The sequence below is a fragment of the Psychrobacter sp. FME5 genome (assembly GCF_014861375.1).
Taxonomy (GTDB): Bacteria; Pseudomonadota; Gammaproteobacteria; order Pseudomonadales; family Moraxellaceae; genus Psychrobacter.
Window position 1 is genome coordinate 1 of the sequence record NZ_RRYX01000038.1, and the last position, 24,719, is coordinate 24,719.

The window sequence follows — 24,719 nt, forward strand, 5'->3', positions numbered from 1 at the left end:
AAGACCATTACCTCTGACAATGGTAAAGAGTTTGCTCAGCATAAGAAGGTGAAACGAAAGCTCTTTACTTCCTTCTTCTTTGCCGATGCTTATGCGTCATGGCAGCGAGGAACCAACGAGAATACTAACGGCTTAATCAGAGAGTTCTTGCCTAAGGGTTGTGACTTTAGACAAGTCTCTGATAATGAGATACAGGACATTGAGAATAAACTAAACAACAGACCAAGAAAACGCTTAGGGTTTAAAACGCCCAATCAGGTGTTCTATAATATAATTTAGCGTTGCACTTGGTGTGTTAATCTAAGCTTTATATAAACCTCAATCAGGTAGCTCAATTATGAATAGCCCTTCTAAACCATATTTAATCGCCCCTTCTATTTTATCAGCTGATTTTGCGCGTTTAGGCGAAGAGGTTGAAAAGGTACTAGAGTCGGGTGCCGATGTGATTCATTTTGATGTAATGGACAATCATTACGTGCCCAACCTGACGTTTGGTAGTATGATTTGTAAAGCGCTGCGAGATTATGGCATTGATGCACCAATCGATGTACACCTTATGGTTAGCCCCGTTGATAGTATGATTGAGCAGTTTTTAGAAGCAGGTGCGAGCATCATCACTTTTCATCCAGAAGCCAGCGGCCATGTCGATCGCTCTTTGCAGTTGATTAAAGATGGCGGGGCAGAGTGCGGTTTGGTCCTGAATCCAGCAACGCCGCTACATTATTTAGATTATGTGATGGATAAAGTGGATCAAATCTTACTGATGAGTGTCAATCCAGGCTATGGTGGTCAGTCGTTTATTGAAGGCACTTTAGATAAAGTGCGCCAAGTCCGTCAGCGTATCATTACCAGTGGTCGCCCTATCAGATTAGAAGTCGATGGTGGTATCAAAGCCAGTAATATTCGCGCGATTGCCGAAGCGGGTGCTGATATGTTCGTCGCTGGTTCAGCCATATTTAACCAAGAAGACTATAAGTCTGCTATCGATGCCATGCGTGTAGAGCTGGCATTGGCTAATGGGCATTAACAGCCATTACATTGAATAATCATTATATAATGTTAAGATATTTTATATAACGATGTGCAGCCATGTACAACGATAAGTCATGTAAAGGTGAAATATGGACACGAAAAAACCAATTAACTCGTCAATACCGCCTGAAGCAGTAAACAGTCCTGAGCAACCCCTTCAGAATGAGCCAAAAAAGCCTAGCTTAGTCCCCAAAGGTATTACCATTGGGCTGGCTGTTTTTGCGCTTGTACTCAGTCTTGCAGGTTATGGCTTTCGTTTGATGGTGGGTGATGACACTGGTGAAGTATTACGCCACGCTGTGGTCATTGTACCGGCATTTATGATTGGTATTCCCCTGTTTTTTTGGATCGGCTCACGTGTGCTCAACAAGGTCAAAGGTATGCATATAGAAAGCTGGAATGCCATTAGTTTGGGCTACTTGACCGCTTGTATCTCGATGCTTTGGTTGATGGGAACTTACAGTTAGTCCTATGCCAGCTAATCTGCTATTTTTGAAGATTAAAGCAAATTGCTAGCGAAATTATCTCCCATCAGGAATTTATTATTCATTAATAAGTGACGCTACTATCGCGTGACTGGAATTTTACATGCGAATCATACCAACCAAAATTGCCAATATCATTTATCCAAAAGACCTACCAAATGGCTTATTTACTAGCTTGATTATAGCTTGTTTGCTGTTAGGACTGGCCTCACTGCGTAACGGTACAGATTTACAAGGTTGGCTCAATGTTATCGAAAACTGGCTGCTTATGCTGCTCATATTCCCTACCGCTACGGCGGCGGTTGCCTTACCTTTCAAATACCGTGACCCGACGTTAGAGCTAAAGCTCATGTACTATCTTGGTATGTTTGTTGCCTTTTTATTTACTATGGCAAAACTGCGCTATTGGCGTTAATCCGTGATACGTTTTTATGTAGTCGATACGGTTAAATATCGGTTTTGCAAAAGACTTATATGACAGCACTTGAATTGTAGGCTTAAAGCGTCCATTGTATGAATAAGAACGTTTTGCCCGCATGACTGTAGGATGATAGCTGTGATACATTAGATTATAAGGTTTTACAGGTATGAAACGGGATAATAAGGAAAAAATTGATGCCATACGATATTGATAATGAAATAGAAGTAGATAACGACAGTGCTGACCAGTTTGCAGGATTTGCTAAAGAAACCACGCTTGAGCTGGTGGAAGCAGAGGATGGCAGATTGCTCTTACGTGACGCTGAACAAGATGAAGCGCCGCTGATGACCATTGATTTTTCTGAAAAGCTCAAAGAGATATTAGGCAGTGATACCCAAGCGATTGGTCAGCATATGATTCATGCGGCGATTCAGGTCATCATGCAAAAGCAAATGAGTCAATGGCACGCGCATGTCTATGATAAAGAGCCAACGCATTATAGTTAATATTTAGTCTATCTAATAATAACAGACACTTAAAATCGCGCGCATAAAAAAGGGTATATCAATGGATATACCCTTTTTTATTGCAAATAGTTTGTTTATAGAAAGTATCTATAAAAATAGTTTCTATAGATAATAGCAACTATTTGATTTTAGCTTCTTTAAAGATCACGTGCTGGCGTACTTTTGGATCAAACTTTTTGATTTCCATTTTGCCAGGCATAGTGCGCTTGTTTTTGGTAGTGGTGTAGTAATAGCCAGTACCAGCAGTTGATACTAATTTAATTTTATCTCTCATGATAGCTTTCCTGTAAATGAGGGGTCTTCAAACGATAGGTACGGATCTAAAGTATTCAGTTGCCACAAATAATGTAGCAGAAAAGCAGCTTAAACGACGAAGATGTTCGAGGGCTTAAGCTGCCAGTCTTAACTTATACTTTTTGACCTTGTGCGCGTAGATCCGCTAACACTTTATCGATACCAAGTTTGTCAATGGTGCGCATACCTTTGGTAGACACACGTAGACGTACAAAACGATTTTCAGACTCTACCCAAAAACGATGGTTATGAAGGTTTGGTAGAAAGCGACGACGGGTTTTGTTGTTTGCGTGCGAAACATTATTACCCACCATAGGGCGCTTTCCAGTCACTTGGCAAACTCGAGACATGGCGAACTCCTAATCTATGAGGTATGAGTTTTTCTCATACCAGTCTGGGCAAGTTGCACGTTTTTGCGGCATGGACACAGCAAGCGGCAAGCTTTGCACCAAACAAAACTATATGAAGGTTGAGCTGGTATGACTGTCATCTAAAGGCAAATAACAGGCTGACCAATTCAGAAAATTTTAAAGCCGACATTTATACCATAAAAGAGAGGGATACTCAAATATTTTTATGATTATTGTTGGTTTAAAGGACAGCCATTATACCTTGAAATGAGCCCGCTATGTTGTTGATTATTTAATAGTAAAGATTAATTTTTAGTTGTAAGTTATAACAAAAGTTAGTAAAGTTGCTGTTATATATTTAATACAATCTGTTAATATAACTGGCATTACTGTAAATCTATGTATCATTACCAATCTACTATGATTCTGTGTAATGATTTTTGCTTATTTACTCGAATAAATTACTGCCGACGCGGAGTTCAACACATGTCCTACAGCTCACTATCTCTTCCTTCTAAGTTATTTCAGCTCACTTCTTTGACTTTGGCGCTAGCATTAGCAGGTTGTGGTGGAGGGGATGGTGATACAGTCGATTCTATCGCCCCTGAACCTGATTTGGGCGTACAACCAGGTACCGGCACAGGCGGTAACGATAATGGTGGCAATAATAACGGCGGTAACGATAATGGTGGCGAACAGACACCTGCAGAAGATTTTAGCCTACAAAAACTTTATACCGATCCAACCAATATCAAGCTGACCGATGAGCCTGTTACATTTAATGTCACCGTCAAAGCAGTGGCAAAATCAGGTGGTGCGGCGATTAACAGGTCGGTGAGCTTGAGTGTTGATGATTCTACTAATACTGGGGTGACTATTCAGGGCGCTAGTGTTCAGAGTACTGATGACAAAGGTGAGGCTACCTACGAGCTTAAGCTCAACCCATTAGTACTCGATGAGGAACAAAAAGCGGACTTGATCGAAAATGGTTTTGGATTAAAAGCAGTCGCCAAACAGTCCTCAGATGGCTCAGAAATTACTCAGGTCACAACCGTTCGTGTTAGTAAAGAAGGCAGTGGTGATGGTGGACAAGCGGCAATAGTTAGTAAGCTTAATATAGAAAATAATCTACAAACCACTTCTGTCTCTAATAATAAGCTGAATCCCTACGGTGATACAGCTAAGTTTAATGTTATTGTCAAAAATACCGACGGCGCGCGTGTAAAAGATGTGACTGTTGGCATGGGTATTGCCGATATCAAAGGCATTGCCATTATCGGTGGTAATAACAAAACCACTGATACGAATGGTATCGCAGCCTTTAATGTAAAAATTGATGAGAACTTAACCAAAGCTGAGCGTGACAAGCTGCTACGAGGCGTTGCTTACGCTATTAATATCAAAGAAAAAAATGGCGCAACTAAGAAAAAAGAAGGAACGTTATCTGTTGCAATACCTGTATCAGATTATAAGCTTGCCATCTCTGGCAACTCAAATGCTATCAATGCCTATGGTGAGAAACAAACACTCACTATTAATGCTAGCCCTGCCAACAATAAAGTACCGACAAAAATCAATGAGGCAAAGGTATCTATTAAGCTCAATAAAACCATCGAAGGCGTAAGTTTAAGCACTGAGACGCTCACCCTTGATGCCAAAGGACAAGCGGTAGTAGATATCGTTGTAGCTCCAACATTAACAGCAGCAGAGCGCAAGGCGCTTGCTAAAGATGGTATCAGTTACACGGTAACGTTGTCTGAGCCCAATCATTCAGTGACTGTAGCAAAGGATAAGAGTGGCGTTGAGATACCCGCTGCAAAGTATGACATCAGTTTTAATGATAGTAGTAAAAAACAATTATCAAGCTCAGGTGACAGCGCTATTATTAGCTTCCGAGTAAATGATAAAAATGGTAGGGTAATTGCTAATCGAGATGTCACAGCAACTTTGCCAAAAGCTCTAGTCGACTCTGGCTTACTGACTTTAGATAGTGCTGCGACACAAACTACCAATAGTAAAGGTGTAGTCAGTTATAAAGTTAGTGTTCCAGCAGGTTTGACTAAATCACAGAGAGATAAGCTGGAAGCGAAAAAAGACTTTGTGTTAACTGCTAAAGCGGTTGAAGCATCGGGTGCAAGTAGTACTATTAGCAGCTCGTCTATAGAAATTAGTTCAGCTGTAGAAAAAAGCGATATCAAACTAACCTCTATCAGCTCACCTAAGGTGGTCACTGTCACAGACAAGCAGTTTGAGATCCAAGTATCTGCTAAACGCTCTAACGGTAATGCCGCAGCTGGGGAAAAAATAAAACTTGTGATTAAGGGTTTGCCGGGAGTCAGCATTCAAGGTAATGAACAAACAACAAACGAAGCCGGTAATGCGAAATTTACCGTCAACCTTAGTCAAGATCTAAGTAAAGAAGAGCGGACAGCGCTAGTTGACTCGGATATTCCTTACACTGCTATCTTAATAGATGGTGATGGTAAGGAAGCAAAAATTGAAAAGAAAGTTGATGTAGTTCAGCCAGCAACGAGCTTAGAGTTTTCCACTATTACAAGCCCAACAATTAGTGAGCTTGGCGGTAGTGGCTTTGTGAATGTCAGACTAACAGACAAACAAGAACCTAATCAGCCGATTAAAAACAAAGAAGTTAGTATCCAACTGGGTAAAAAAGCACAAGACTATGGCGTCACGCTCGACAAAGTCAGCAACAGTACTGATTTTAATGGTGAGACTACCTTTAAAATTACTATTCCAGAAGGACTCACTACCGCACAGCGTACTGACTTGAAAGCTGCGGGTATCAATTACCAACTGTCTTATGTTGAAAGCGGTATCAAATATGACTCTGTAATAAAAAAAGTCGCTATCAGTAAACCCAAAGTTGTATTAGATATCTTAAACAGCAGTAATCAAGCGACTTATAAACTCAACAATGTGGGTGATAACAAAGTCATTCAAGCTCAGTTGAACAATCAAACTGATAAGACTTTAATTGGTGGTCAAGCTGTCAGTTTAGTGTTTGATAATAATAAATTGGCACAATTATTGACCGTTAATGGACAACTAGGTTCAGCAAATATTAAAGCGGATACTGATGATAATGGTGTCGTTAGCTTTGATATTGTCGTGCCTAGTAACTTGACTGATGATGAAAAAGAAGCATTAAAAGGTAAATCTCTAACAGCAACACTGACTGAGTCAGTAACGGGTAAAACACAAAAGGTAACTGTCGAAGTCCAGTCTATGACCGCAGCCGTCTTGTTGAGCAACACCCAATCAGAACCGTTGAATTTAAATGGTGGTGAGACACAAATAACGGTGATTGCACAAGACAAAGATAACAATATCGTTACTGGTCAAAAAGTTTTTCTTGCGCTGCCAGCTACTGTCGCCAGTAAAGGGGTTACCTTGGTATCTGGTAGCCAAACGACTGATAATTCGGGTAAAGCCGTATTTACTATTGCCGTACCCAATAACTTAACTGAGGATCAGAAAAAGGCCATTGGGAATAGTTTTGATATTGTGTTATCAGCCGCGGACGCTAGTGGCAATATCGTTACTAAAAGTGCTACTGTCAGTACGGAAACTCCAGATCTTAATGGTACTAAAGAAAACCTAACTATCGGCGCCAATAAAGTCGTCAATACCAAAGGTGATAGCTTTAAAGTGTTTGTACGCGTCGCTGATAAAGATAGCGCTGTTAAGGGTCGCGAGGTTCGCTTAAACGTTGATGAACCAATTAAAACGGGCGTTAGCATAACCAACGGTACGGCGACGACTAACAGTGATGGCGTGGCTACCTTTGATCTAAAGCTTGAATCAGGCGCAAACGTCGATCAGGCCTTGCTTGAAAAAGGTATTAAGCTAACGGCAACCACGACCACTGCTAAAAATACTAAATTAGAGCAAAGCTATATCGTCGCCGTCGATACCGCAACTATCGATAACTATCAAATACTAGTCACCTCAGACAAGTCCACATTGACGACCGGCGGTGACCAGACCAACGCAACCTTCCGCGTGACCGATAGCAATGGCGGTATCTTAGCAGGCGTGCCAGTACAGCTGAGCATTGCCAATCTCGCTGCTAGCGGCGCGGCATTGACCACTCCAAGTATGGTTACCACTGACGCCAACGGTCAAATTGACGTCGGTATCCTTTTGGCGGCCAATAACATCAACGCGCGCTTAAATCATGCCATTGATATTGAAGCTAAGATTACGACGCCAGTTTATGATGCTAAAGGTGACGTAACACTAGAAGTTCGTGAAAGGAAAACGCTAAGTTTGTCTGCGATTGGTACTATTATTGATATCACCGCATCAGAAACTAAGCTTAAAGATGGTCAAGCCACTACTATTAGCACCACCCTTATCGATGGCGCAGGGCAAGCGATTGCTAATGCTGATATGGAGCTGGTCAATGCTGATGGCACCATTATTGCGCCAACAGCGACAGCAACTACTAATGCTGATGGACAGGCGGTCTTTGAACTGTCTGAAGACAAGCTCACCTTTGATAGCAATGGTAACCTGCAAGTCTATGCTCGTGCATTTGGTGAAAATAAAATCAATGATCAGCGCAGTATCAGTAGTATTGATTTGATTAAAGTCTCGCAAGCGGGTATCAGTTTTATAAACATTGAAGATACTTATGACGTTAATGAGCCACAAGAGATTCAAATACAAATTCGTGCTGATAGCGCAGAGCAGGCGGCAAAACTTGTAGGGAAGGCGGTTGAGGTACAAACGACTATCGGTAGCTTAATCCCCAACTATTTAGACAAGTTTACCGATAAGGTCATTGTCAGCAAGCCTATCAAAACGAGCGATATTAAAGATAATGTCGTTACTGTAAAAGTATGGTTAAAGTCTGGCCTTGCTGGTACTACCGTATTACAAGCGACCATTTTAGGTGAGAATGTAAATGGTCAGCCAAAATATCAAGTAACAGCCGATACACGCTTCCGTGCTACGACACCTGCGAAGATGCTATTCCAAACAGTTAAATCAGTTATCACTCCAGGTAGCAGCACCGAAGTAGTTGCCACGGTCAAAGATAAAAATGATGTGCCTGTCGAAGGTCAGACAGTCGTCTTTAGCCGTGCATCAGACTCATCAGCAGGGCGCTTATCGGCTGCTACCGCGATAACAGACCGTAGAGGTGAAGCACGTGTGGTTTATACAGCCAATGCTAGCTCACCGATTGGCGGCGTAGTCATCAATGGACGTTTGTTAAATGATAGTGCGAATATCGGTACTAAAACCACCAACATTACCGTATCTGAGGAAGCGGTCTATACCACTTTAGCATTTGCCAATAAACTATCCTCTGATGATATTTATTACACAGTACGTGGTTCTATCTCTGTCATGGACGGCTCAGGTCGCGCCGTACCAAATAAAGAAGTGTCTATTAAGTCTTATGCAGTTGAATACGCACAAGGTAAATACTGCTTGTTAGAAAGTACTGTCACGTATCAAAAGGCGTCTGTGCCTAAGCTTGATGAAGATGGCGAGGTAGTCAAAGATAAAAATGATGATCCTATACTAGACAGCACTCCCGATCCTTTACAAAAGTCTGAAAAAACATCTGAGTCTTCAAGATCTGGTTGGAAGCCAACAGAGGATAGTAATTACAATTACACCTTAGACAAAGACCCAATCTTAAATGAAGATAAAAATGGCAACGATAGCTTGGATGCTATTAATCCTGTCGCTATTATTGGTGGTACATTATCTGATGATGGTTATACTTTCGTGACGGATGATGAAGGTCGTGCTGACTTTGAAATTCGTTACCCAATGCGCTATTCAAACTGGGTAAAAGTACGTTTTGATGCCACTACCTTCTTAAATGGTAGTGAGAGCACTCAAAGCATCAACTACACCCTGCCATCAGCTGAAAGTGACTTGATCATTAATGGCTCAAACCTTCAAACCCCATGGATTGATAATGAAAGTCCATTTGGTGCTGGTGGTGCAATCTGTGTGAATAGCGTAAATATTGATATTCAGGAAAAAGACAACTTGAAAAGGCCTAAAATTCCTGCATCGACTACAGTCACTTTGACACCTTATTCACCTAACTATTCTATTCTGTGGAATGGGGAAACAACATTCAACAAGCATCAGCAAGGTTACAATTCATACATCATGAACTTCAACGAGGCATATAGTAGAGGGGATACAGTGACTGTTACTAATAATGGATTTAGAATGTTTAGTAAAGTATTAAAAGTCGAATAGCCATTAGATACCCTGAATAAAAGTTTGTTATTTATAAATACAAAAACCCCCAGCCTCGCGTTGGGGGTTTTTGTATTTATAACCTCAATAACTAAAAACAATCAACTCAATCAGCAAATTTTTGTAAAAGCGATTAGAATAGTCGGTTTGCTTTGCTGCTGATAGCATTTAATGTCAGAGGCAAGTTTCATTTTTAATTGGGCGTACTATGTCAGACACTGCAACGATTACCTCATCGAAAAACTCATCTTCGACACTATTTAATAATTCATCTAATAAAACAGCCATCGATACCGCCACGCTACTTATTAAATGCCGCGATCAAGCCGGTATTGTACAGGCGGTATCTGAGTTCATTCATCGCTACGGCGCTAATATTATCACCCTAGATCAGTACTCAACCGCACACGAAGGCGGTCAGTACTTTATGCGTTTAGAGTTTGCTTTAGCAGGGTTGAGTGAGATTATTGATAACTTTGAAGCCAGCTTTGCCCATACAGTTGCCAAACGCCATAATATGGAATGGCGCTTACATAATAATGCGATTAAGACCAAAGTCGGTATCTTAGTATCTAAATTTGACCATGCCTTATTAGACTTGCTATGGCGTCATCAGCGCGGATTGCTCGATTGTGAGATAACTTCGGTCGTCAGTAACCATGAAGACTTACGTCAAGCGGTAGAGAATTTTGGTATTACCTTCCATCATGTTGCTGTGACCAAAGACAATAAAGTGGAGGCAGAAGCGCAGATTCATCAGTTGATGGCTGGCAATGATTTGCTGGTATTGGCGCGCTATATGCAGATATTGTCGTCTGATTTTGTCAAACGTTGGCCGATGCAGGTTATTAATATTCATCATTCATTTTTGCCAGCGTTTGTTGGCGCTGACCCTTATCGTCAAGCTTACGATAAAGGCGTCAAACTCATCGGCGCGACGGCGCACTATGTCACGGCCGAGCTTGACCAAGGGCCTATCATCGAGCAAGATGTCCACCGTGTGACTCATCGCCAAGGGGTAGTGGAATTGCGAGCTATTGGTCGTGATATCGAGCGCAATGTATTGGCGCGTGCCGTCAATTGGCATGTGCAAAATCGCGTGATTGTGACAGGAAATAAAACAGTGGTTTTTAATTAGCTTCTAATTAAAGTAGTTTTACATTGAGAATAGCCCATTAAAAGAAAAGATATTCAATAAAAAAGCCACGAGTATTAAATGATAATACTTGCGGCTTTTTACTATGCTACTACTGCAGAAGTGGTTTTATAACAGCATCTCTAACACAAACTTGCTACCGACAAAGCCAATCGCCAATAATATAAAAGCGTAGATAGTTATATTCGCGGCACGCTTACCACGCCATCCTGCACGCCAGTTTCCTAAAAGCAATGCGCCAAATAATAACCACGACAGCAGGCTAAACACAGTTTTGTGGGCAAGATGTTGTGCCATCAAGTCTTCTACATAGATAATGCCAATGCCAATGCCGAGGGCGATACTGAGCAGAACAAAACCGACCAACAGCATATCAAATAACAGACTTTCCATGCTTTGCAAAGAGGGCAGCTTATTGACCCAAAATCGATGAATCGATTGATGCTTAAGCTCACGGATTTGTAGACGCAAAAACAGCGCTTGTACTGCGGCCATCAGCAGCACACAATAGGCAGCAAGCGATAGCAATATATGAGCTTCCAGCCCGATACTGATATCAGTAATCGGACGATAAGGCGCACGGCCAATATAGCCGACTACCATACCTATGAATGCGGTTGGTGCGGCTAAGATGCCTAGACTAACAATAGGCCGGTATAGAGAAAACATGACGTAAAAAAATAAGAAAAATAAACTGATCAAGCTGATGATATTGAACAGGTTAAAATTTAGTCCATAAAGGGTGACCACGTGCGGATAAAGTAGCGTCGCATGCGCCAACATACCTATAGACAATAGGCCTAAGCTTATGCTTTTATAAATGGGTTTATTCTGAATCAGCGCCCAACCAATGTGAATGCTGACTAAGAGATAAGCCATACCAGCAAGTAAGAATACAAGTTGCAAGATAAGAACCTCATCTCATAATGAGCGCAAAAAGCCGCTCAATTTAATGCTAAAGTGGTATTATTAGAATAATCATCCAATTTATCATAAAATGGCCACCAATTGAGTGCCATCTTGCTTATTCCTTTATATATAAGCTTAAGAATCAAGCGTTTTGCGACATGTCCTAATGCTATAGTATTGATAATGTATCGTTTTTTGCAATGGTTTTTATAACTGCTTTTATAAAAAAGCGACCTAATATATCCTAAGATTATTTATAGACCATTTAGATGGTTTAACTGAGAATTATTTTAACTGAGAGTTATTTATGTTTGATACCTTAACAGAACGCCTATCATCGAGCCTGCGTAATATCGTTGGGACTGGACAGTTGACCGAAGACAACATCAAAGACACCTTGCGTGAAGTGCGTATGGCGCTGCTAGAAGCCGATGTGGCACTGCCTGTCACTCGCGATTTTGTAAAACGTGTTAAAGAGCAAGCGCTTGGTGCCGAAGTGCTCAAAGAGTTAGCACCAGGTCAGGCGTTCGTCAAAATCGTCCATGACGAGCTGACCGAAATGATGGGCAGTGCCAATCAACAACTTGAGATGACTGGGAAGCCACCCGTTGTTTATTTGCTTGCGGGCTTGCAAGGGGCGGGTAAAACCACCACGGCGGGTAAATTGGCTAAGTTTTTACAAGAGCGGCATAAGAAAAAAGTCATGCTGGTCTCTGCCGACGTTTATCGTCCGGCGGCGATTCAGCAGCTTGAGCAAGTAGCAGGGCAGGTCAATGCCAAGTTCGTGCCATCAACGACCGATGAAAACCCGATTGACATCGCCAAACGCGCTATCGAAGAGGCTAAAATTCAATATCAAGACATCTTGATTATTGATACTGCGGGTCGTTTGCATATTGACGACACCATGATGGATGAGATTAAGGCCTTGACTGCTGCGGTCAATCCTTCTGAGACGCTGTTTGTCGTCGATGCTATGACCGGTCAAGATGCGGCTAATACTGCCAAAGCTTTTAACGATGCTTTGCCGTTGACGGGTGTTATCTTAACCAAAACTGATGGTGATGCGCGCGGTGGTGCTGCGTTATCTGTGCGCGCCATCACTGGTAAACCGATTAAGATTTTAGGTCGCGGTGAACAACTCGACGCGCTAGAGCTGTTCCATCCTGAGCGTATCGCCCAGCGTATTCTTGGCATGGGTGACGTACTGAGTCTGGTTGAAGAAGTTGAGCAAAAAATTGACCGTGATAAAGCCGAAAAAATGGCGAAAAAGATGCAGAAGGGCGGTGATTTCGACCTTGAGGATCTACTGACCCAATTTCAGCAAATGAAGAGTATGGGCGGCATGGCAGGCTTCTTAGACAAGATGCCAGGTATGGGCGGCTCTGATATGCAAAAAGCCGTTGATGACGCTAAGCCAGAAGAGAAAGTACGTGAGATGGAAGCATTGATTAATTCTATGACGCCATATGAGCGCAAAAACCCTGATAAAATTAATCCGAGCCGTAAGCGCCGTATCGCTACTGGCTCAGGCCGTGAGATTCAAGACGTCAATCGTTTGCTCAAGCAACATAAGCAAATGGCAAAAATGATGAAAATGATTTCAAAGCCTGAAGGTATCGGTAAAATGATGAAGTCTATGCAAGGCTTAATGGGTGGCGGCGGCGCTGGAGGAGGTGGCGGTGGTCCATTATTCGGCGGTAGTGGTCAGCAAGGTGGCCCCAAAAATGTGAATCCACAGCAAATGGCAAAGCAGATGGGACTTGACCCAAATAATATGCCAAGTACCGAAGAGATGCAAAAGCAGATGCAAGAGATGCAAAATCAAGCACCGAAGGGCTTTAAAAAACGTTTTTAAATAAGAGCCGTTGGTATTCGCAATATTTTTATGATAAAACCTCAAAGCTAATGGGCTTTGAGGTTTTTTATAGCTATTCGATTGGGCTAAATTATCATGGATAATATATGAAAAAAGCAGAAAGCCATCAAATTTATCTGTCCTAAATGCTATGATAGGCGCTGTTTTATGACACTGGTCGTTTTTACAATACCAAGTGAGCAAGCCAATATATAACGAATTCACTTTAATACAATCGTAGCGCTTTTGTTTTGAACTGAATATGTAACGCCAAGACTATCAGCCGAGGTTATGATGTTTTTAGCTATGGATACCGTGTTTGATCAATGTTCGGTCGCGATTTTAGATGCCAGTGGTCACGTGCTATCGAGTCATACTGAGACGGGCAAGCGCCAACAGACTCAGCAAATTCTGCCAATGATTGATGCCGCCTTATCTGAAGCTCAGCTGACACTTGCTGATATACAAGCGCTCATATTTAACCGAGGTCCTGGCGCATTTAGCGGGATACGAATTAATACGGCCGTAGTACAGGCATTGTCGGTGGCACATGATATTCCTTGTGTCGGCGTTTCAAGCTTACAAGCAATTGCCCAATGTGCGTATCAAAATCATGGCTTAACGCACGTCTATAGCGCCCTTGATGCGCGTATGCAGCAAGTTTATTTTGGACAGTATGAGGTTGTCATTGCCAATGATGAACCGACCCCCACTGCTATCATGCAACCGGTATTGACCAACGATAACGATAGCACTGAGCAGTTACTTGATTATGATAGCCAGACTGCGCTAGACATTCCTATCGTTGGTAATGGTTCGATATTATTAAACAGCCAAGATGGACAAGTCTGCCATGAAGAGGTTTGGCCGGATGCTACCGTAATAGGAAAGCTGGGTATTGCGCAGTTTATGACGACTGGTGGGACGGATGCTGCGCATGCGCTACCAAAGTATCTGCGCAATCAAGCGTGGAAGACGCTAAAAGAACAAGGTAAAGCGTAGCAATTATATATAGTAATTATATAGTTGATTCACTTTAAAACCGAGACGAGTGGCGCGCACGTGGCTATTTACTTTATTACAATTGTATCGATTTTATTTAGAACTGCTTATAAGTACGATGTAAAAATACTCTAAAAGCTATATTGAGCAATCAACAAATCTGTATCTAGGAACGCTATTGTGGATATCATTTTATTAATTCAAACTGTCATCATGGGTATCGTTGAAGGTATCACTGAGTTTTTACCTATTTCCAGTACAGGATATTTAATTTTATCCGCTGATTTGATGGGATTTTGGACCAAAGAAAAAGTCGATTTGTTTGTGGTGGTGGTGCAGATTGGTGCTATTTTGGCCGTCATATATGACTATTGGGGCAGGCTATGGCAGGCGCTCATGGGGCTACTGACGGGTAAAGCGGAAGGGATGAATAATCCAAGGCAGCTGGGACTCAGTTTAATTGTCGCCACTATTCCAGTGATGATCGTTGGTTTCACCTTTGCAGATGAAATTAAGGCCTATTTATTTAACCCGATCGTCGTTGCGATTATGCTCATCATTGGCGGTTTGCTGATATTTTATGTCGAAAATCGCCCGAAGGCTATTATCGCACAAGAAGCAGAAGACGTTAGTCTAAAAACAGCTTTGATGATTGGACTGTTTCAATGTCTGGCATTGATACCTGGTACATCACGCTCAGGTGCGACTATTATTGGCGCGCTGTGGCTTGGTGTCTCGCGCAAAGCGTCGGCTGAGTTTTCCTTCTTTTTAGGCATCCCTGTCATTATAGGGGCGGCATTGTTGGATTTGCTAAAGCATCATGAGGTATTGACCAGTAGTGAAGATTGGTTGGTGTTAGGTATTGGCACAGTGGTGTCATTCATCATTGCTTTACTCTGTATTCGCTTGTTGGTGGCTTGGGTCAGCCGTCGTGACTTTAAAATCTTTGCTTGGGTACGTATTATCACCGGTGTATTGGTATTAATAGCGGCTTGGGGCTTTGGTTATCAAATGGCAGGTTAAGCTATTATAATAGAGTGGTTTTATAGTGGAATGGCTTTTATGGTAATCAATGCGCCTGTCGATACTAAAAAGGAATGGCGGTTATGACCCGTTTAAAACCAATACTGAATGCTAATATGGACTGCCAACTATTTTATGTTTGCGAGTCGCAGAAAAGTCAGGTTGAGAGCCTAAAGTCGCTAATCACTGAGTATAAGCTATCGATTATTTTACATACCGAGCTGCTCACAGATAAATTGACTCAAAAACGCCGCCAGCAATTAACTACGCTTGTCACTCATCCTATTTTATTATTGGATGATAAAAACAAGCTCTCATGGCTGAGTGATGGACTCAGCGTTGCACCTGAATGGGATAAACTACAGAGGCGAGTGGTGAGTGCCGGGCGCAAGTCTGAGCTATTACTGCAAGCCGCAAAAATTACCGCGGATAGTCATATCATTGATGCCACTGCTGGTTTTGGGCATGACAGCCTGATATTGGCCAGTACAGGTGCGCATGTGGTTATGCTTGAGCAGCAGCCGTTGATGGCGCTGTTATTACTCGCAGAGCAGCAGCGTATGAGTACACTGCCAAACTGGCAAAAGCTGATGTCACGTTTGCATATTATCAATACCGATGCGCTCAGTTACTTTGAGAGTTTTAATAAAAACCCCTCCGTTGATAGTAGTCAGCTAATCGATGTGGTATATCTGGATCCTATGTTTCCAGACGATAGCTATCAAGATAGCAAAACGGGTAAAGGGGCCAAAGTCGGTAAGCACATGCAAGCCCTGCACCAGCTGGCACGGCCGCCGACGCTAGATGAAGAGCAGCAACTACTACAAAGCGCGCAAAGTGTCGTCAGTCAACGGGGGCAAAAACAAGGTCGCGTTATTGTAAAGCGTCCACAATTTGCGCCGTTACTTGCTCATCGAGAGCCAAGCGAGAGCTGGAGTAATGAAGCGGTGCGTTTTGATGGTTATTTTGTTTGATTATATGAGTACTTTTGGTTAGTAAGCTTAAAGGACTGAATTGGCAAGTTTAGAGCCATGAAATTTAGGAGCAGGGAATGTTGGTAATCATTATTTGGGCCATGGGTGCGGCTTTATTGTTAATCAATATTATGCTGCGTACCAGAATTTTGCGGCTTGAAGCGCGTTTAAAGGAATTGAGCAATCCACAAGAGCAATTGGCATTTTTGCGTCAGCAAGCGTCAAAAAAAGATAAAATACCCGCGATCAAAGCATTAAGAAAACAGTATCCTGAGATGTCGCTAATAGAAGCCAATAAAATGTGGCAGCAAGTCTAGCAACGCTTATGCATTCAGTGTTTCATATAGCAAACTTCTATGTAATCAACCATCAAATAAAACTTTCTATCAATGATAATTAAAACGCCATGACATTTAACGACAAACTACAAGCCTATATTCAGCTGACGCGCTTCGATAAACCCGTCGGTATCGAGCTACTGTTGTGGCCAACATTATGGGGTGTTTTATTAGCCGCGATGGGGCAAGCGCAGCGGCAAGGTGCGACGGCAGGTTTGCCCAGCCTTAAGATATTTATTATTTTTGCACTTGGTGCGATATTGATGCGGGCGGCGGGCTGTGCGATTAATGATTTTGCTGATCGTAAAGTCGATGGTCACGTGAGTCGCACCAAAGGCCGACCGCTAGCCGATGGTCGTCTCTCTGGCAAAGAAGCCATTGCCGCATTTTTAGTATTGGTATTATTGAGCGCCAGTTTATTGTTTTTCTTACCCATAGTAGTGTTTTACTGGTCGCTTGGGGCGGTTATATTAGCGTTTATTTACCCATTTATGAAGCGCTATACCCATTTGCCGCAAATGTTTTTGGCGGCTGCTTTTGGCTGGGCGATACCGATGGCGTATGTGGCGATACAGGGCGCGCCGGATATTTGGTGTTGGCTACTGTTCTTGGCTTATATGTGTTGGACAGTGGCTTATGATACCCAATATGCCATGGCGGATCGTGAGGATGATTTGAAAATAGGGGTCAAGTCTACAGCGATATTGTTTGGTCGCTATGATGTGGTTATTATTTCTGTCTTACAAACCTTATTTTTATTAATCATGGGGGCGGTATTGTGGCATTATTTTGCCCCAACCAGCTTGGGGCTCATACCCGTATTTGGCATGGCGCTAGTCGCCATGATGTTTGCCAAGCAAAACAGCGCGTGTGCCAGCTATAATGCTGTGGCTTGCTTCCAAGCATTTTTAGCCAATATATGGGTAGGACGTTACGTCTTTGCTCTTATCGCAATTGCTTGTCTATGGACGACTTTTAATGGATAAACTAAGTTAATGGATAAACTAAGTAAGTCTTCGAGGTTAAAAGCGAAGAAGCCAGCTAATATCAATGCACCTGAGACAGATTATCAGGCAAAGCTAGCCGCGCATGGACTAACGCGCGAGCAGGTTATTGCGACCGAGCGTAAATTGGCAAAGTTTGCCAATACCATGGATTCTCTGGTGCGGATTCCTTTTACCAAACAAGGCATGGGTGCTGATGCTGCTCTTTCGACCATTCCGCTGGCGGGTGATTTGGCAGGATTGGCATTGACCAGCTATGCATTTGTATTAGGTCGTCAGCTAGGCGTTCCGGTACATAAAATGACGCCAGCCGTCAGACTGGCGCTCATCGATATGGTGGTCGGTATCGTACCGGGTATTGGGACGCTGCTCGATATCTTTATTCGGCCCAGTCGCAAGACGCTAAGCATCGTGCATGAGCATCTACAAGATGAGTACGGCATCACCGAAACCATGCATATGGATCGACCATTTTTGCATCAGTCATTAGCCGATAGGCAACAGAACAGTCGCTTTTGGCGCAACCCAGTTGTTGCTTGGTTGTACCTGCATATTCCTGATATATTGGGATTAATTGTTATTCTAATTATTGGCTGGGGGTTGTGGGTAGGTACCAGCTGGTTGGTCGGCTTATTTGGCACAACCACAGGGTTTGGTTAAGTGACAACAAAGCAGGTCAAAGTGATAGTAAAAAAGGCGGCCACGATATTAACGTGTGCCGCCTTTTTATCGCATATAGCCAGTTCAATATAAAAAATATACAGCCCCTAATATATCTATAGTTAAAATACTTTAAAAACGCTACGATACTGCGGGTATAGTTTTTTTGCAGCCTCTGTCTGCGTAGGCACAGCAAGCTAGAAGAAACGGTACCTGCAGTACGTGATGTAGCGATATTAATTCTTACTGACTATATCATATGTAGTATCGACTATATTTTATCATTATGAGGACACGCCCTAAAACTTACTCGGTGATGACTTCTGCGTCAGCACTAATCGCATCATAGCTGGTCAGTTTATCGTTTCTCATGAGATCTATCGTACTTCCACCGCCATGACTGATCAGCTCCATGCTGCCATCGGCTGAGCGGTAAGTAGGATTGTTACCTTGACCTTCAGGCGCGCTCAACGTTATTTTTGGTTTATTAGGCAGGGTCACAATAGCGTTTAGCACACCTTTGGCCGAGGTCTCAAAAACCACGAATAAGGTCTCGCCTGTGGCACTGCGATAGTTGACATCAGTGATTTGCGCGCCTTTAATGGCTTGCTCAGGGTTGGGTGTTGCATCAGTATTATTTGCTGAGGTATCGGTTGTGCCAAGATCGTTCTCAAGCTCAGTTAAATTGATATCTTGTTCTGTCTTAATACTAGATTCAGTAGGGTCTGTAGCGTTATCTACATTTATATTAGTATCATCACTATCAGAGCCATTAATATTAGACGTTACTGGTTCTGTTTGTACGACTGTTTCAGTCTGCGACTCATCACTGGTTTCTTGTTCTGGATTTTTTTGACAGCCGCTAAGTAGTAAGACGCTAAAAAAGATGGCAGGAAAAATATGCAAGTAAGATTTGGGTCTAGGGAGGAGAGAAAGACGGTTTTTTAACATAAGACTGCTATCCATTAATAGGGCTTTATTTAAGTATAGTAAACCACTGAGAACAATCTAACACGAGTGACGATGTAATAAATTAAGTATTGACGGTAATCAGGAGCCTTCGTTGCTCAGCAAGCTCTCTATGCTCACATAAATAAATACCTTGCCATCTGCCTAGTCGCCTAGTCTCAATACAATACCTCGTCAATTAGTGCAACGGTCATACTTACCCCAACTAGCACGCTTTTAAAATGGACTGGTAGGTCAAAGGGGCGATAGATGTCTCAGCAAAATAAGTAAAGTAACAAAAGACATATTCAGACGCTGTCATAAAAAATCATTCGTATAAAAGATAAGTCGACTATAGTTCGGTGACTTTATTTATGTAGCTTTATTTAAGTGGCTTAGCCTTAGCTTGCTTATGCAGCCGCGCCCGATTGGGTGACAGCCTCGCTAACATAACGGCAGATAAAGGCGTAAAACAGCCTAACATCATATCTGCTAAAGCCTCAGCGCATATCGGTGCTAATGCATAGCCTTTTGCGCCCATGGCCGATAATGTCCAGAGCCGTTTGCTTTGGGCAAGCAAGCCGACTAGAGGGTGATAATCCATCGTTTGGGTGCGAATACCAGCGCGTGCTTGCCATGCTTCAGTATCATCTGGCAAGACGTTGTTCAACTCAGGGATATCTTCAAGCAATTTATCGTAGTTTTGCTGGTTTTCCTCACTGCGGATATCAATATTTGCATCAGCATCTACAAAGCTGGCACCAAGTAAAAACTGAGGTTGTCCTTCGACAATATTATTTATCTCAGCGTCACCGTCTTGTCCGATAAAGGGGGCGCAATAACCACTATATTTGAGCGGTAATTTAGGCAGTTTGGTTGTTTGTTCAGCGGTCGGCGTAAACCAAGATAGCTGCCCGCGGATAGTGCGGCATTCAACGATACGTTTATCTAATTGATGGCTTTCATAGGCAGCGCAAATTACCACATTGTCAGCGATGATAGTCATCGGCTTTTGGCTGCTATTACTATTTTTCTTATCACCATAAACCGTAATCTGTTCTGCCGTTTCTTGAATACTTGTCACGTTAAGCTGCTGATAAGTAATATTTGGGTGCGTCAGAATGATAGTTTTTAGTGCTTGTGGGTTGACCAAGCCAGACTGTGGTAGATATAAGTTGTCGTCTAAATCCTTTGATTTTAAGCCGCTGACTCGACGCGCTTCTTCTGCACTGATTGTCGTTGCCATCGCATTTGGATAATCAGCAATTTGTTCAGTACCGATATTGGTTTTTACCAGCAAATCTAAGGTGCCAGTCTGCTCTAGTATTAGAGGTGATTTTTGAATAGCGGCTTGCTGATTAAAGTAACGATAAAGTCTGCCGCTATATAAGTAACCAATGGAATGCAGGTGCTCATAGACATGATGGATAGGTGTCATGTTTGGCGCGAGGAGGGCGCGAGGATTACCGGATGCGCCAGCAAGCGGCGCGGCCTTATCCACAATCGTCACCTTGATATCGCGGTTGGCGAGTGTCCAAGCAGTGAGGAGTCCTGCAACACCAGCCCCAATTACGATAGTGTGATTATGATGGTTGGATAGAGTTGGAGTATTTTCATTCAACTGTGAATCTTCATTGATGATTGCCGTGAGCATCTCGCGCTTACGCCCAAAACCTTTAACCTTTTTAATCGCAAAACCATGGGCTTGTAATCCGCGTTTAACGATACCAGCACAGCTATAAGTCGCGGCAGTCGTGCCAGTACGTGATAGGCGCTGCATCTGGGTAAATATACTATCTGCCCATAAAGTTTCATTACAAGAAGGTGCAAAGCCATCTAAAAACCAGGCATCGACATAAGGACGATTAATAGTTGATTCAGAATCCAAGCTCGCTAAACTGTCGCTTGCATCGCCCAGCCAGATATCAAGCGTCAGGTTATCTTCGATGAATTGTAGTCGATGACAGCCAGCAATAAGCGCTGGATAGTTGGCTAGAAGTTGCTCAATCAATTCTGCCAGTTCAGGAGCGCGCTGTGCCCATAAAGCAAGGATCTGCGTTAAGTCGCTCAGGGGTATAGGATATTTTTCGGTAGTAATAAAATGCAAGCGCGCGGTGGCTAAATGAGGCTGCTGAGTACGAAGCTCACGCCAAAGCTGCCAAGTTGCCAAGAGATTCAACCCCGTACCAAAGCCCAATTCAGCAATAGTAAAACATTGCTTCGCTTCCAGCTTTGTCCATCGCTCTGGCACTTGATTATGATGCAAAAACACATGGCGCGACTCTGCCAGCCCATCAGCATGTGAGAAGTAAACATCGCCAAACTCCCCTGACACCGGTACTTTGTTACCGGAATCATCGTCTTGCCACTCAATCTGAGCGGGCGTAATGATATTTAATGGTTTAGCATTTTTAGTTTTCGGACTAGACATGACGAGTTACTTATATTACCAGCGTTCACGGCGGACAAACACCAGCCACGAGATAAAAATACCGACCAATAAACTGATTAAGACGGTAAATGCCCCGTATAAAAACAGCTGACCTTTACTCTCATAAACAAGTACATTTACTTGAGTTTGTAGGTCATTCACTTGACGCTGCAATTGGGCATTACGGCTTAATAGCTCCTGATTGGCAGTGGATAATGCCTTGTTGGATGGCTGTAATTGTGCCGATAAGGTATCGTTAATATCCAGCGCTGAGTTTTGGGTGGGTTGCCCATTTACGACGACCGCGGCTGATGAATCATTTGCATCAATAGCAGTCACCGTTGGCGCAGCCTGAACCGAAACAGCAGCCATTAGCATTAGGCCAGCGAGACTAAATCTGAGGCAGCGAGCGCGTAACAAAGAGTGATTTGATAAAGAGTCATTTGATAAAAATAGGCACTTACTCACAACGTCGCTACTTTATCATTTGAGCTATCGATAGGAGCGGGCAATGCTTGAACAAACGGCTTGATATCGACATGACTATATACGCCATCTCGTAAATAAGGTTCATCGTTTGCCCAAGACTCAGCCACGTCAATAGAGTCAAAGTCAGCAATGATTAAGCTACCCGACATCTCATTTTTACCGTGCTCAATAGGTGTTGGACCTGCGATAACCAGACGCTTTGCACTTTGTAATATTTGCAAGCGCGCAAGATGTTCCGCGCGCGTTACTTGACGTTGGGTACTGCTACCCGCGACGTCATAACCGATAATGGCAAATAAGGCCATGCTGCTTCCTCAGTTAATAATAAGAATAAAGCACTAAAATCAATAACAAGACCTTTACTCATTTTTTTAATGAGTCTTGACGATTAATCATTGTCAAAATTAGAATTTAGTATTAAGTGGTTATTTATTATATGATAATAAATATTATTTGATGGCTTGTTATTTGGTTGCTTTGTCGCCTAGTGCTGGATTGAGGTGCTTTTTTAATACCGCAAACTGGGCAACCACAAACACCAGCATAATCGGAATCCAACCGTAGGTTTTAAAGTTAATCCAAGCCTCATCTGACATGGTAAATGCCGTGATATAATGCAGTACGCCCATAAAGGCAAAAAACAGCGCCCACGCGACGGTTAGCTTTTTCCAGCCACTCATGGTCAGCGAAAAAACATCTTTCATGGCCAACTGCATCAGCGGCTTATTAATGGCAGCACTTACCAAAAGTGTTATGGCAAAGATACCGTTGATAATCGGTGATTTCCAACGCAAGTAGATGTCGTCACGCAGCAGTAGCGTGCCACCGCAAAAGATGATGGTTAATAATAAAACCACCCACTGTTGTTTATCAAACTTGCCTTTTTGACGCACAAAGTGGATAGCATAAATGATAATAGTGGCAACGAGCAATGCGCCTGCTGCCGCTAAAATGCCATTGTAACGAGCGGCAATAAAAAACGCGATTAACGGAATGAAGTCTAATAAGGCTTTCATAGCAAATAGGATGTCCAACAAAAACGTATGGGGTAGTTTACACGTCTACTGCGGCAAAAAAAAGCAATCAACACGATAATCGTCTTATATGACACGCCTTAGCTAGCTTTCACTCGTTTTACTGATAAAATATTTAGTAACGAGGACACATTTAAGTTAATAGCACATTTAACTTGAACCTATTTTTAAATTAACAACATATTCAAAACCTTAAGGCCCGTTTTATGAAAATCGACTTACATTGCCACAGTACTTGTTCTGATGGGACTTATGCGCCTGCAGAGGTGATACAGCGCGCCCATAGTGCGGGCATCAACGTATTGGCTTTGACCGATCATGATACCTTATTGGGCATCGATGAGGCGCGTGCGGCCGCCGAAGCCTGCGATATACAATTGATCAATGGGGTTGAGATTAGCTGTGAGCATACCTTGAGTGGAGGTTATGGCAAAAACAAATCAACCAATAAAATCATCCATGTCCTTGGACTTGATTTTACTGATTTTGATAAAATGCATGCCACGCTACAGCAACTACAAGACAGCCGCGCTACTCGCGGACAGCGCATCACTGAAAAGCTCAGTGAGTTATTAGATATTGACTATGATGAGCTGTGGCAAGCCGTATGTGACAAAGCGGGTGGTAACCCTCAAGCAGTGGGCCGCGCGCATATTGGACAAGTGTTATTTGAGCGCGGCGAGGTTAAGACTGTGCAAAAAGCCTTTGATAAATATCTGGCGGATAATAAGCCTGCTTATGTGGCTATTGAGGCGCTGACGATGCAGCATGGCATCGAGCTGATCCATGCTTGTGGTGGTAAAGCAGTGCTGGCACATCCAACTCGTTACCAGCTCTCAGCGACCCGCGTGCGTAAACTGATTGAAGAGTTTGCCCAGCTTGGCGGCGATGCTTGCGAGCTGCCAGCTAATAGTGAACCCGTCAGCACTCGTAGAATGGTCGATCGTAGCATCGCTGAACACCAGCTTGCCGCGTCGATAGGAAGCGACTTTCATGGCAGTAATATGCCATGGCGACGTTTGGGGGACGTGCCTCATTTGAACACTGAGCAACACGGTGTTTGGCAAGCTTTCTCAGCGTTATCTTAGGTGAGAAACACGGCCAAGTAAAAGGTTATTTATTGACTTGTAATTCCATTAAATGTTTTGATACTTAGATTAACACATGAAGTGCAATACCAAATGTGAGGTGAAAAAAAGACCTAGATGCGCTAGCATCAAAGTTTTTATCCACCGACCAAAGTGAGATTGCAACCATGAACTATACACATCTAAGCCTAGGTGAACGATACCAGATTTATGCCCTTAAAGGGGCAAAACATAGTATTAAATTTATAGCGAGGGCATTAAACAGAAGTCCCAGCACCATATCAAGAGAGCTTAGGCGTAATAAAGGCCTGCGCGGTTACCGAGCAAAGAATGCTAATAACAAGGCTTGTGACAGACGGTCAAACAATGCGCCCAGCATCATCGCTGACGTATGGGATTGGGTCACAGATAAGCTAAAAGACAGCTGGAGTCCTGAACAAATAG

24 protein-coding genes are annotated in these 24,719 nt (G+C 42.8%); 16 read left to right on the plus strand and 8 right to left on the minus strand.

Annotated elements, in window-relative coordinates; all coding sequences use genetic code 11:
* The 5 genes from EI161_RS06985 to EI161_RS07005 form a co-directional block, all read left to right on the plus strand.
* The coding region (locus EI161_RS06985) for an IS30 family transposase (protein WP_192524318.1) at positions 1-279 on the plus strand (279 nt) is incomplete at its 5' end.
* A 58-nt stretch (positions 280-337) separates the two neighbouring features.
* Positions 338-1,027: a ribulose-phosphate 3-epimerase gene (gene rpe, locus EI161_RS06990; protein ID WP_192524518.1), complete on the plus strand. Its 690-nt coding sequence runs from the start codon at positions 338-340 to the stop codon at positions 1,025-1,027.
* Positions 1,028-1,121: 94 nt separating this feature from the next.
* Entirely contained in the window at positions 1,122-1,499 is a 378-nt protein-coding gene (locus EI161_RS06995) for a hypothetical protein (protein ID WP_225735264.1), read from the plus strand.
* Between the two features lie 121 nt (positions 1,500-1,620).
* Positions 1,621-1,932 (plus strand): hypothetical protein, encoded by a 312-nt coding sequence (locus EI161_RS07000; protein WP_192524517.1) that lies wholly within the window; start codon positions 1,621-1,623, stop codon positions 1,930-1,932.
* A 200-nt stretch (positions 1,933-2,132) separates the two neighbouring features.
* A complete protein-coding gene (locus EI161_RS07005) occupies positions 2,133-2,444 on the plus strand; it encodes a hypothetical protein (protein WP_192524516.1) in 312 nt (103 codons plus the stop codon).
* A 139-nt stretch (positions 2,445-2,583) separates the two neighbouring features.
* Here EI161_RS07005 and rpmG read toward each other — a convergent pair whose 3' ends face one another.
* A complete protein-coding gene (gene rpmG / locus EI161_RS07010) occupies positions 2,584-2,739 on the minus strand; it encodes a 50S ribosomal protein L33 (RefSeq protein WP_010201403.1) in 156 nt (51 codons plus the stop codon).
* Between the two features lie 133 nt (positions 2,740-2,872).
* On the minus strand, positions 2,873-3,109 hold the full coding sequence (gene rpmB / locus EI161_RS07015) for a 50S ribosomal protein L28 (RefSeq protein WP_149488796.1): 237 nt from the start codon (positions 3,107-3,109) through the stop codon (positions 2,873-2,875).
* 486 nt (positions 3,110-3,595) lie between these two features.
* Here rpmB and EI161_RS07020 point away from each other — a divergent pair, with 486 nt between their 5' ends.
* Entirely contained in the window at positions 3,596-9,361 is a 5,766-nt protein-coding gene (locus EI161_RS07020; RefSeq protein WP_192529292.1) for an Ig-like domain-containing protein, read from the plus strand.
* 208 nt (positions 9,362-9,569) lie between these two features.
* Positions 9,570-10,499, plus strand: a complete 930-nt coding sequence (gene purU, locus EI161_RS07025) for a formyltetrahydrofolate deformylase (RefSeq protein WP_192523889.1) — start codon at positions 9,570-9,572, stop codon at positions 10,497-10,499.
* Positions 10,500-10,625: 126 nt separating this feature from the next.
* On the opposite strand, the gene EI161_RS07030 is transcribed toward purU, so the two are convergent.
* The gene (locus tag EI161_RS07030; RefSeq protein WP_192523888.1) at positions 10,626-11,423 is read right to left on the minus strand and encodes an inner membrane protein YpjD; all 798 of its coding nucleotides are present in this window, start codon (positions 11,421-11,423) and stop codon (positions 10,626-10,628) included.
* 310 nt (positions 11,424-11,733) lie between these two features.
* Between EI161_RS07030 and ffh the strand changes: the two genes are divergently transcribed.
* The 7 genes from ffh (at position 11,734) to EI161_RS07065 (ending at position 18,285) form a co-directional block, all read left to right on the plus strand.
* Positions 11,734-13,284 carry a signal recognition particle protein gene (gene ffh / locus EI161_RS07035; RefSeq protein ID WP_192523887.1) on the plus strand — a complete coding sequence of 517 codons (1,551 nt, stop codon included), beginning with the start codon at positions 11,734-11,736 and terminating at the stop codon, positions 13,282-13,284.
* Between the two features lie 294 nt (positions 13,285-13,578).
* Positions 13,579-14,286, plus strand: a complete 708-nt coding sequence (gene tsaB / locus EI161_RS07040) for a tRNA (adenosine(37)-N6)-threonylcarbamoyltransferase complex dimerization subunit type 1 TsaB (RefSeq protein ID WP_192523892.1) — start codon at positions 13,579-13,581, stop codon at positions 14,284-14,286.
* A gap of 180 nt (positions 14,287-14,466) precedes the next feature.
* Positions 14,467-15,309 carry an undecaprenyl-diphosphate phosphatase gene (locus EI161_RS07045; RefSeq protein ID WP_192523886.1) on the plus strand — a complete coding sequence of 281 codons (843 nt, stop codon included), beginning with the start codon at positions 14,467-14,469 and terminating at the stop codon, positions 15,307-15,309.
* 83 nt (positions 15,310-15,392) lie between these two features.
* Entirely contained in the window at positions 15,393-16,283 is an 891-nt protein-coding gene (locus EI161_RS07050) for a class I SAM-dependent methyltransferase (RefSeq protein ID WP_192523885.1), read from the plus strand.
* A gap of 77 nt (positions 16,284-16,360) precedes the next feature.
* Complete coding sequence (locus tag EI161_RS07055) at positions 16,361-16,600, plus strand: hypothetical protein (RefSeq protein WP_192523884.1); 240 nt, start codon at positions 16,361-16,363, stop codon at positions 16,598-16,600.
* Positions 16,601-16,689: 89 nt separating this feature from the next.
* Entirely contained in the window at positions 16,690-17,607 is a 918-nt protein-coding gene (gene ubiA / locus EI161_RS07060; RefSeq protein ID WP_192523883.1) for a 4-hydroxybenzoate octaprenyltransferase, read from the plus strand.
* Between the two features lie 9 nt (positions 17,608-17,616).
* A complete protein-coding gene (locus EI161_RS07065; protein ID WP_192523882.1) occupies positions 17,617-18,285 on the plus strand; it encodes a DUF4112 domain-containing protein in 669 nt (222 codons plus the stop codon).
* Between the two features lie 306 nt (positions 18,286-18,591).
* On the opposite strand, the gene EI161_RS07070 is transcribed toward EI161_RS07065, so the two are convergent.
* The 5 genes from EI161_RS07070 to ispZ form a co-directional block, all read right to left on the minus strand.
* Positions 18,592-19,236: a hypothetical protein gene (locus EI161_RS07070; protein WP_192523881.1), complete on the minus strand. Its 645-nt coding sequence runs from the start codon at positions 19,234-19,236 to the stop codon at positions 18,592-18,594.
* Positions 19,237-19,615: 379 nt separating this feature from the next.
* Positions 19,616-21,664: a tRNA (5-methylaminomethyl-2-thiouridine)(34)-methyltransferase MnmD gene (mnmD, locus tag EI161_RS07075; RefSeq protein WP_192523880.1), complete on the minus strand. Its 2,049-nt coding sequence runs from the start codon at positions 21,662-21,664 to the stop codon at positions 19,616-19,618.
* A 15-nt stretch (positions 21,665-21,679) separates the two neighbouring features.
* A complete protein-coding gene (locus EI161_RS07080; protein ID WP_225735265.1) occupies positions 21,680-22,036 on the minus strand; it encodes a hypothetical protein in 357 nt (118 codons plus the stop codon).
* A 92-nt stretch (positions 22,037-22,128) separates the two neighbouring features.
* Positions 22,129-22,458, minus strand: a complete 330-nt coding sequence (locus tag EI161_RS07085; protein ID WP_192523879.1) for a YciI family protein — start codon at positions 22,456-22,458, stop codon at positions 22,129-22,131.
* A gap of 159 nt (positions 22,459-22,617) precedes the next feature.
* On the minus strand, positions 22,618-23,169 hold the full coding sequence (ispZ, locus tag EI161_RS07090) for a septation protein IspZ (RefSeq protein WP_192523878.1): 552 nt from the start codon (positions 23,167-23,169) through the stop codon (positions 22,618-22,620).
* 224 nt (positions 23,170-23,393) lie between these two features.
* On the opposite strand from ispZ, the gene EI161_RS07095 reads away from it, so the two are divergent.
* Positions 23,394-24,275, plus strand: a complete 882-nt coding sequence (locus EI161_RS07095; protein WP_192523877.1) for a PHP domain-containing protein — start codon at positions 23,394-23,396, stop codon at positions 24,273-24,275.
* Between the two features lie 167 nt (positions 24,276-24,442).
* Positions 24,443-24,719 (plus strand): helix-turn-helix domain-containing protein (locus EI161_RS07100; protein ID WP_192528923.1); only part of this gene is annotated, 277 nt, incomplete at its 3' end.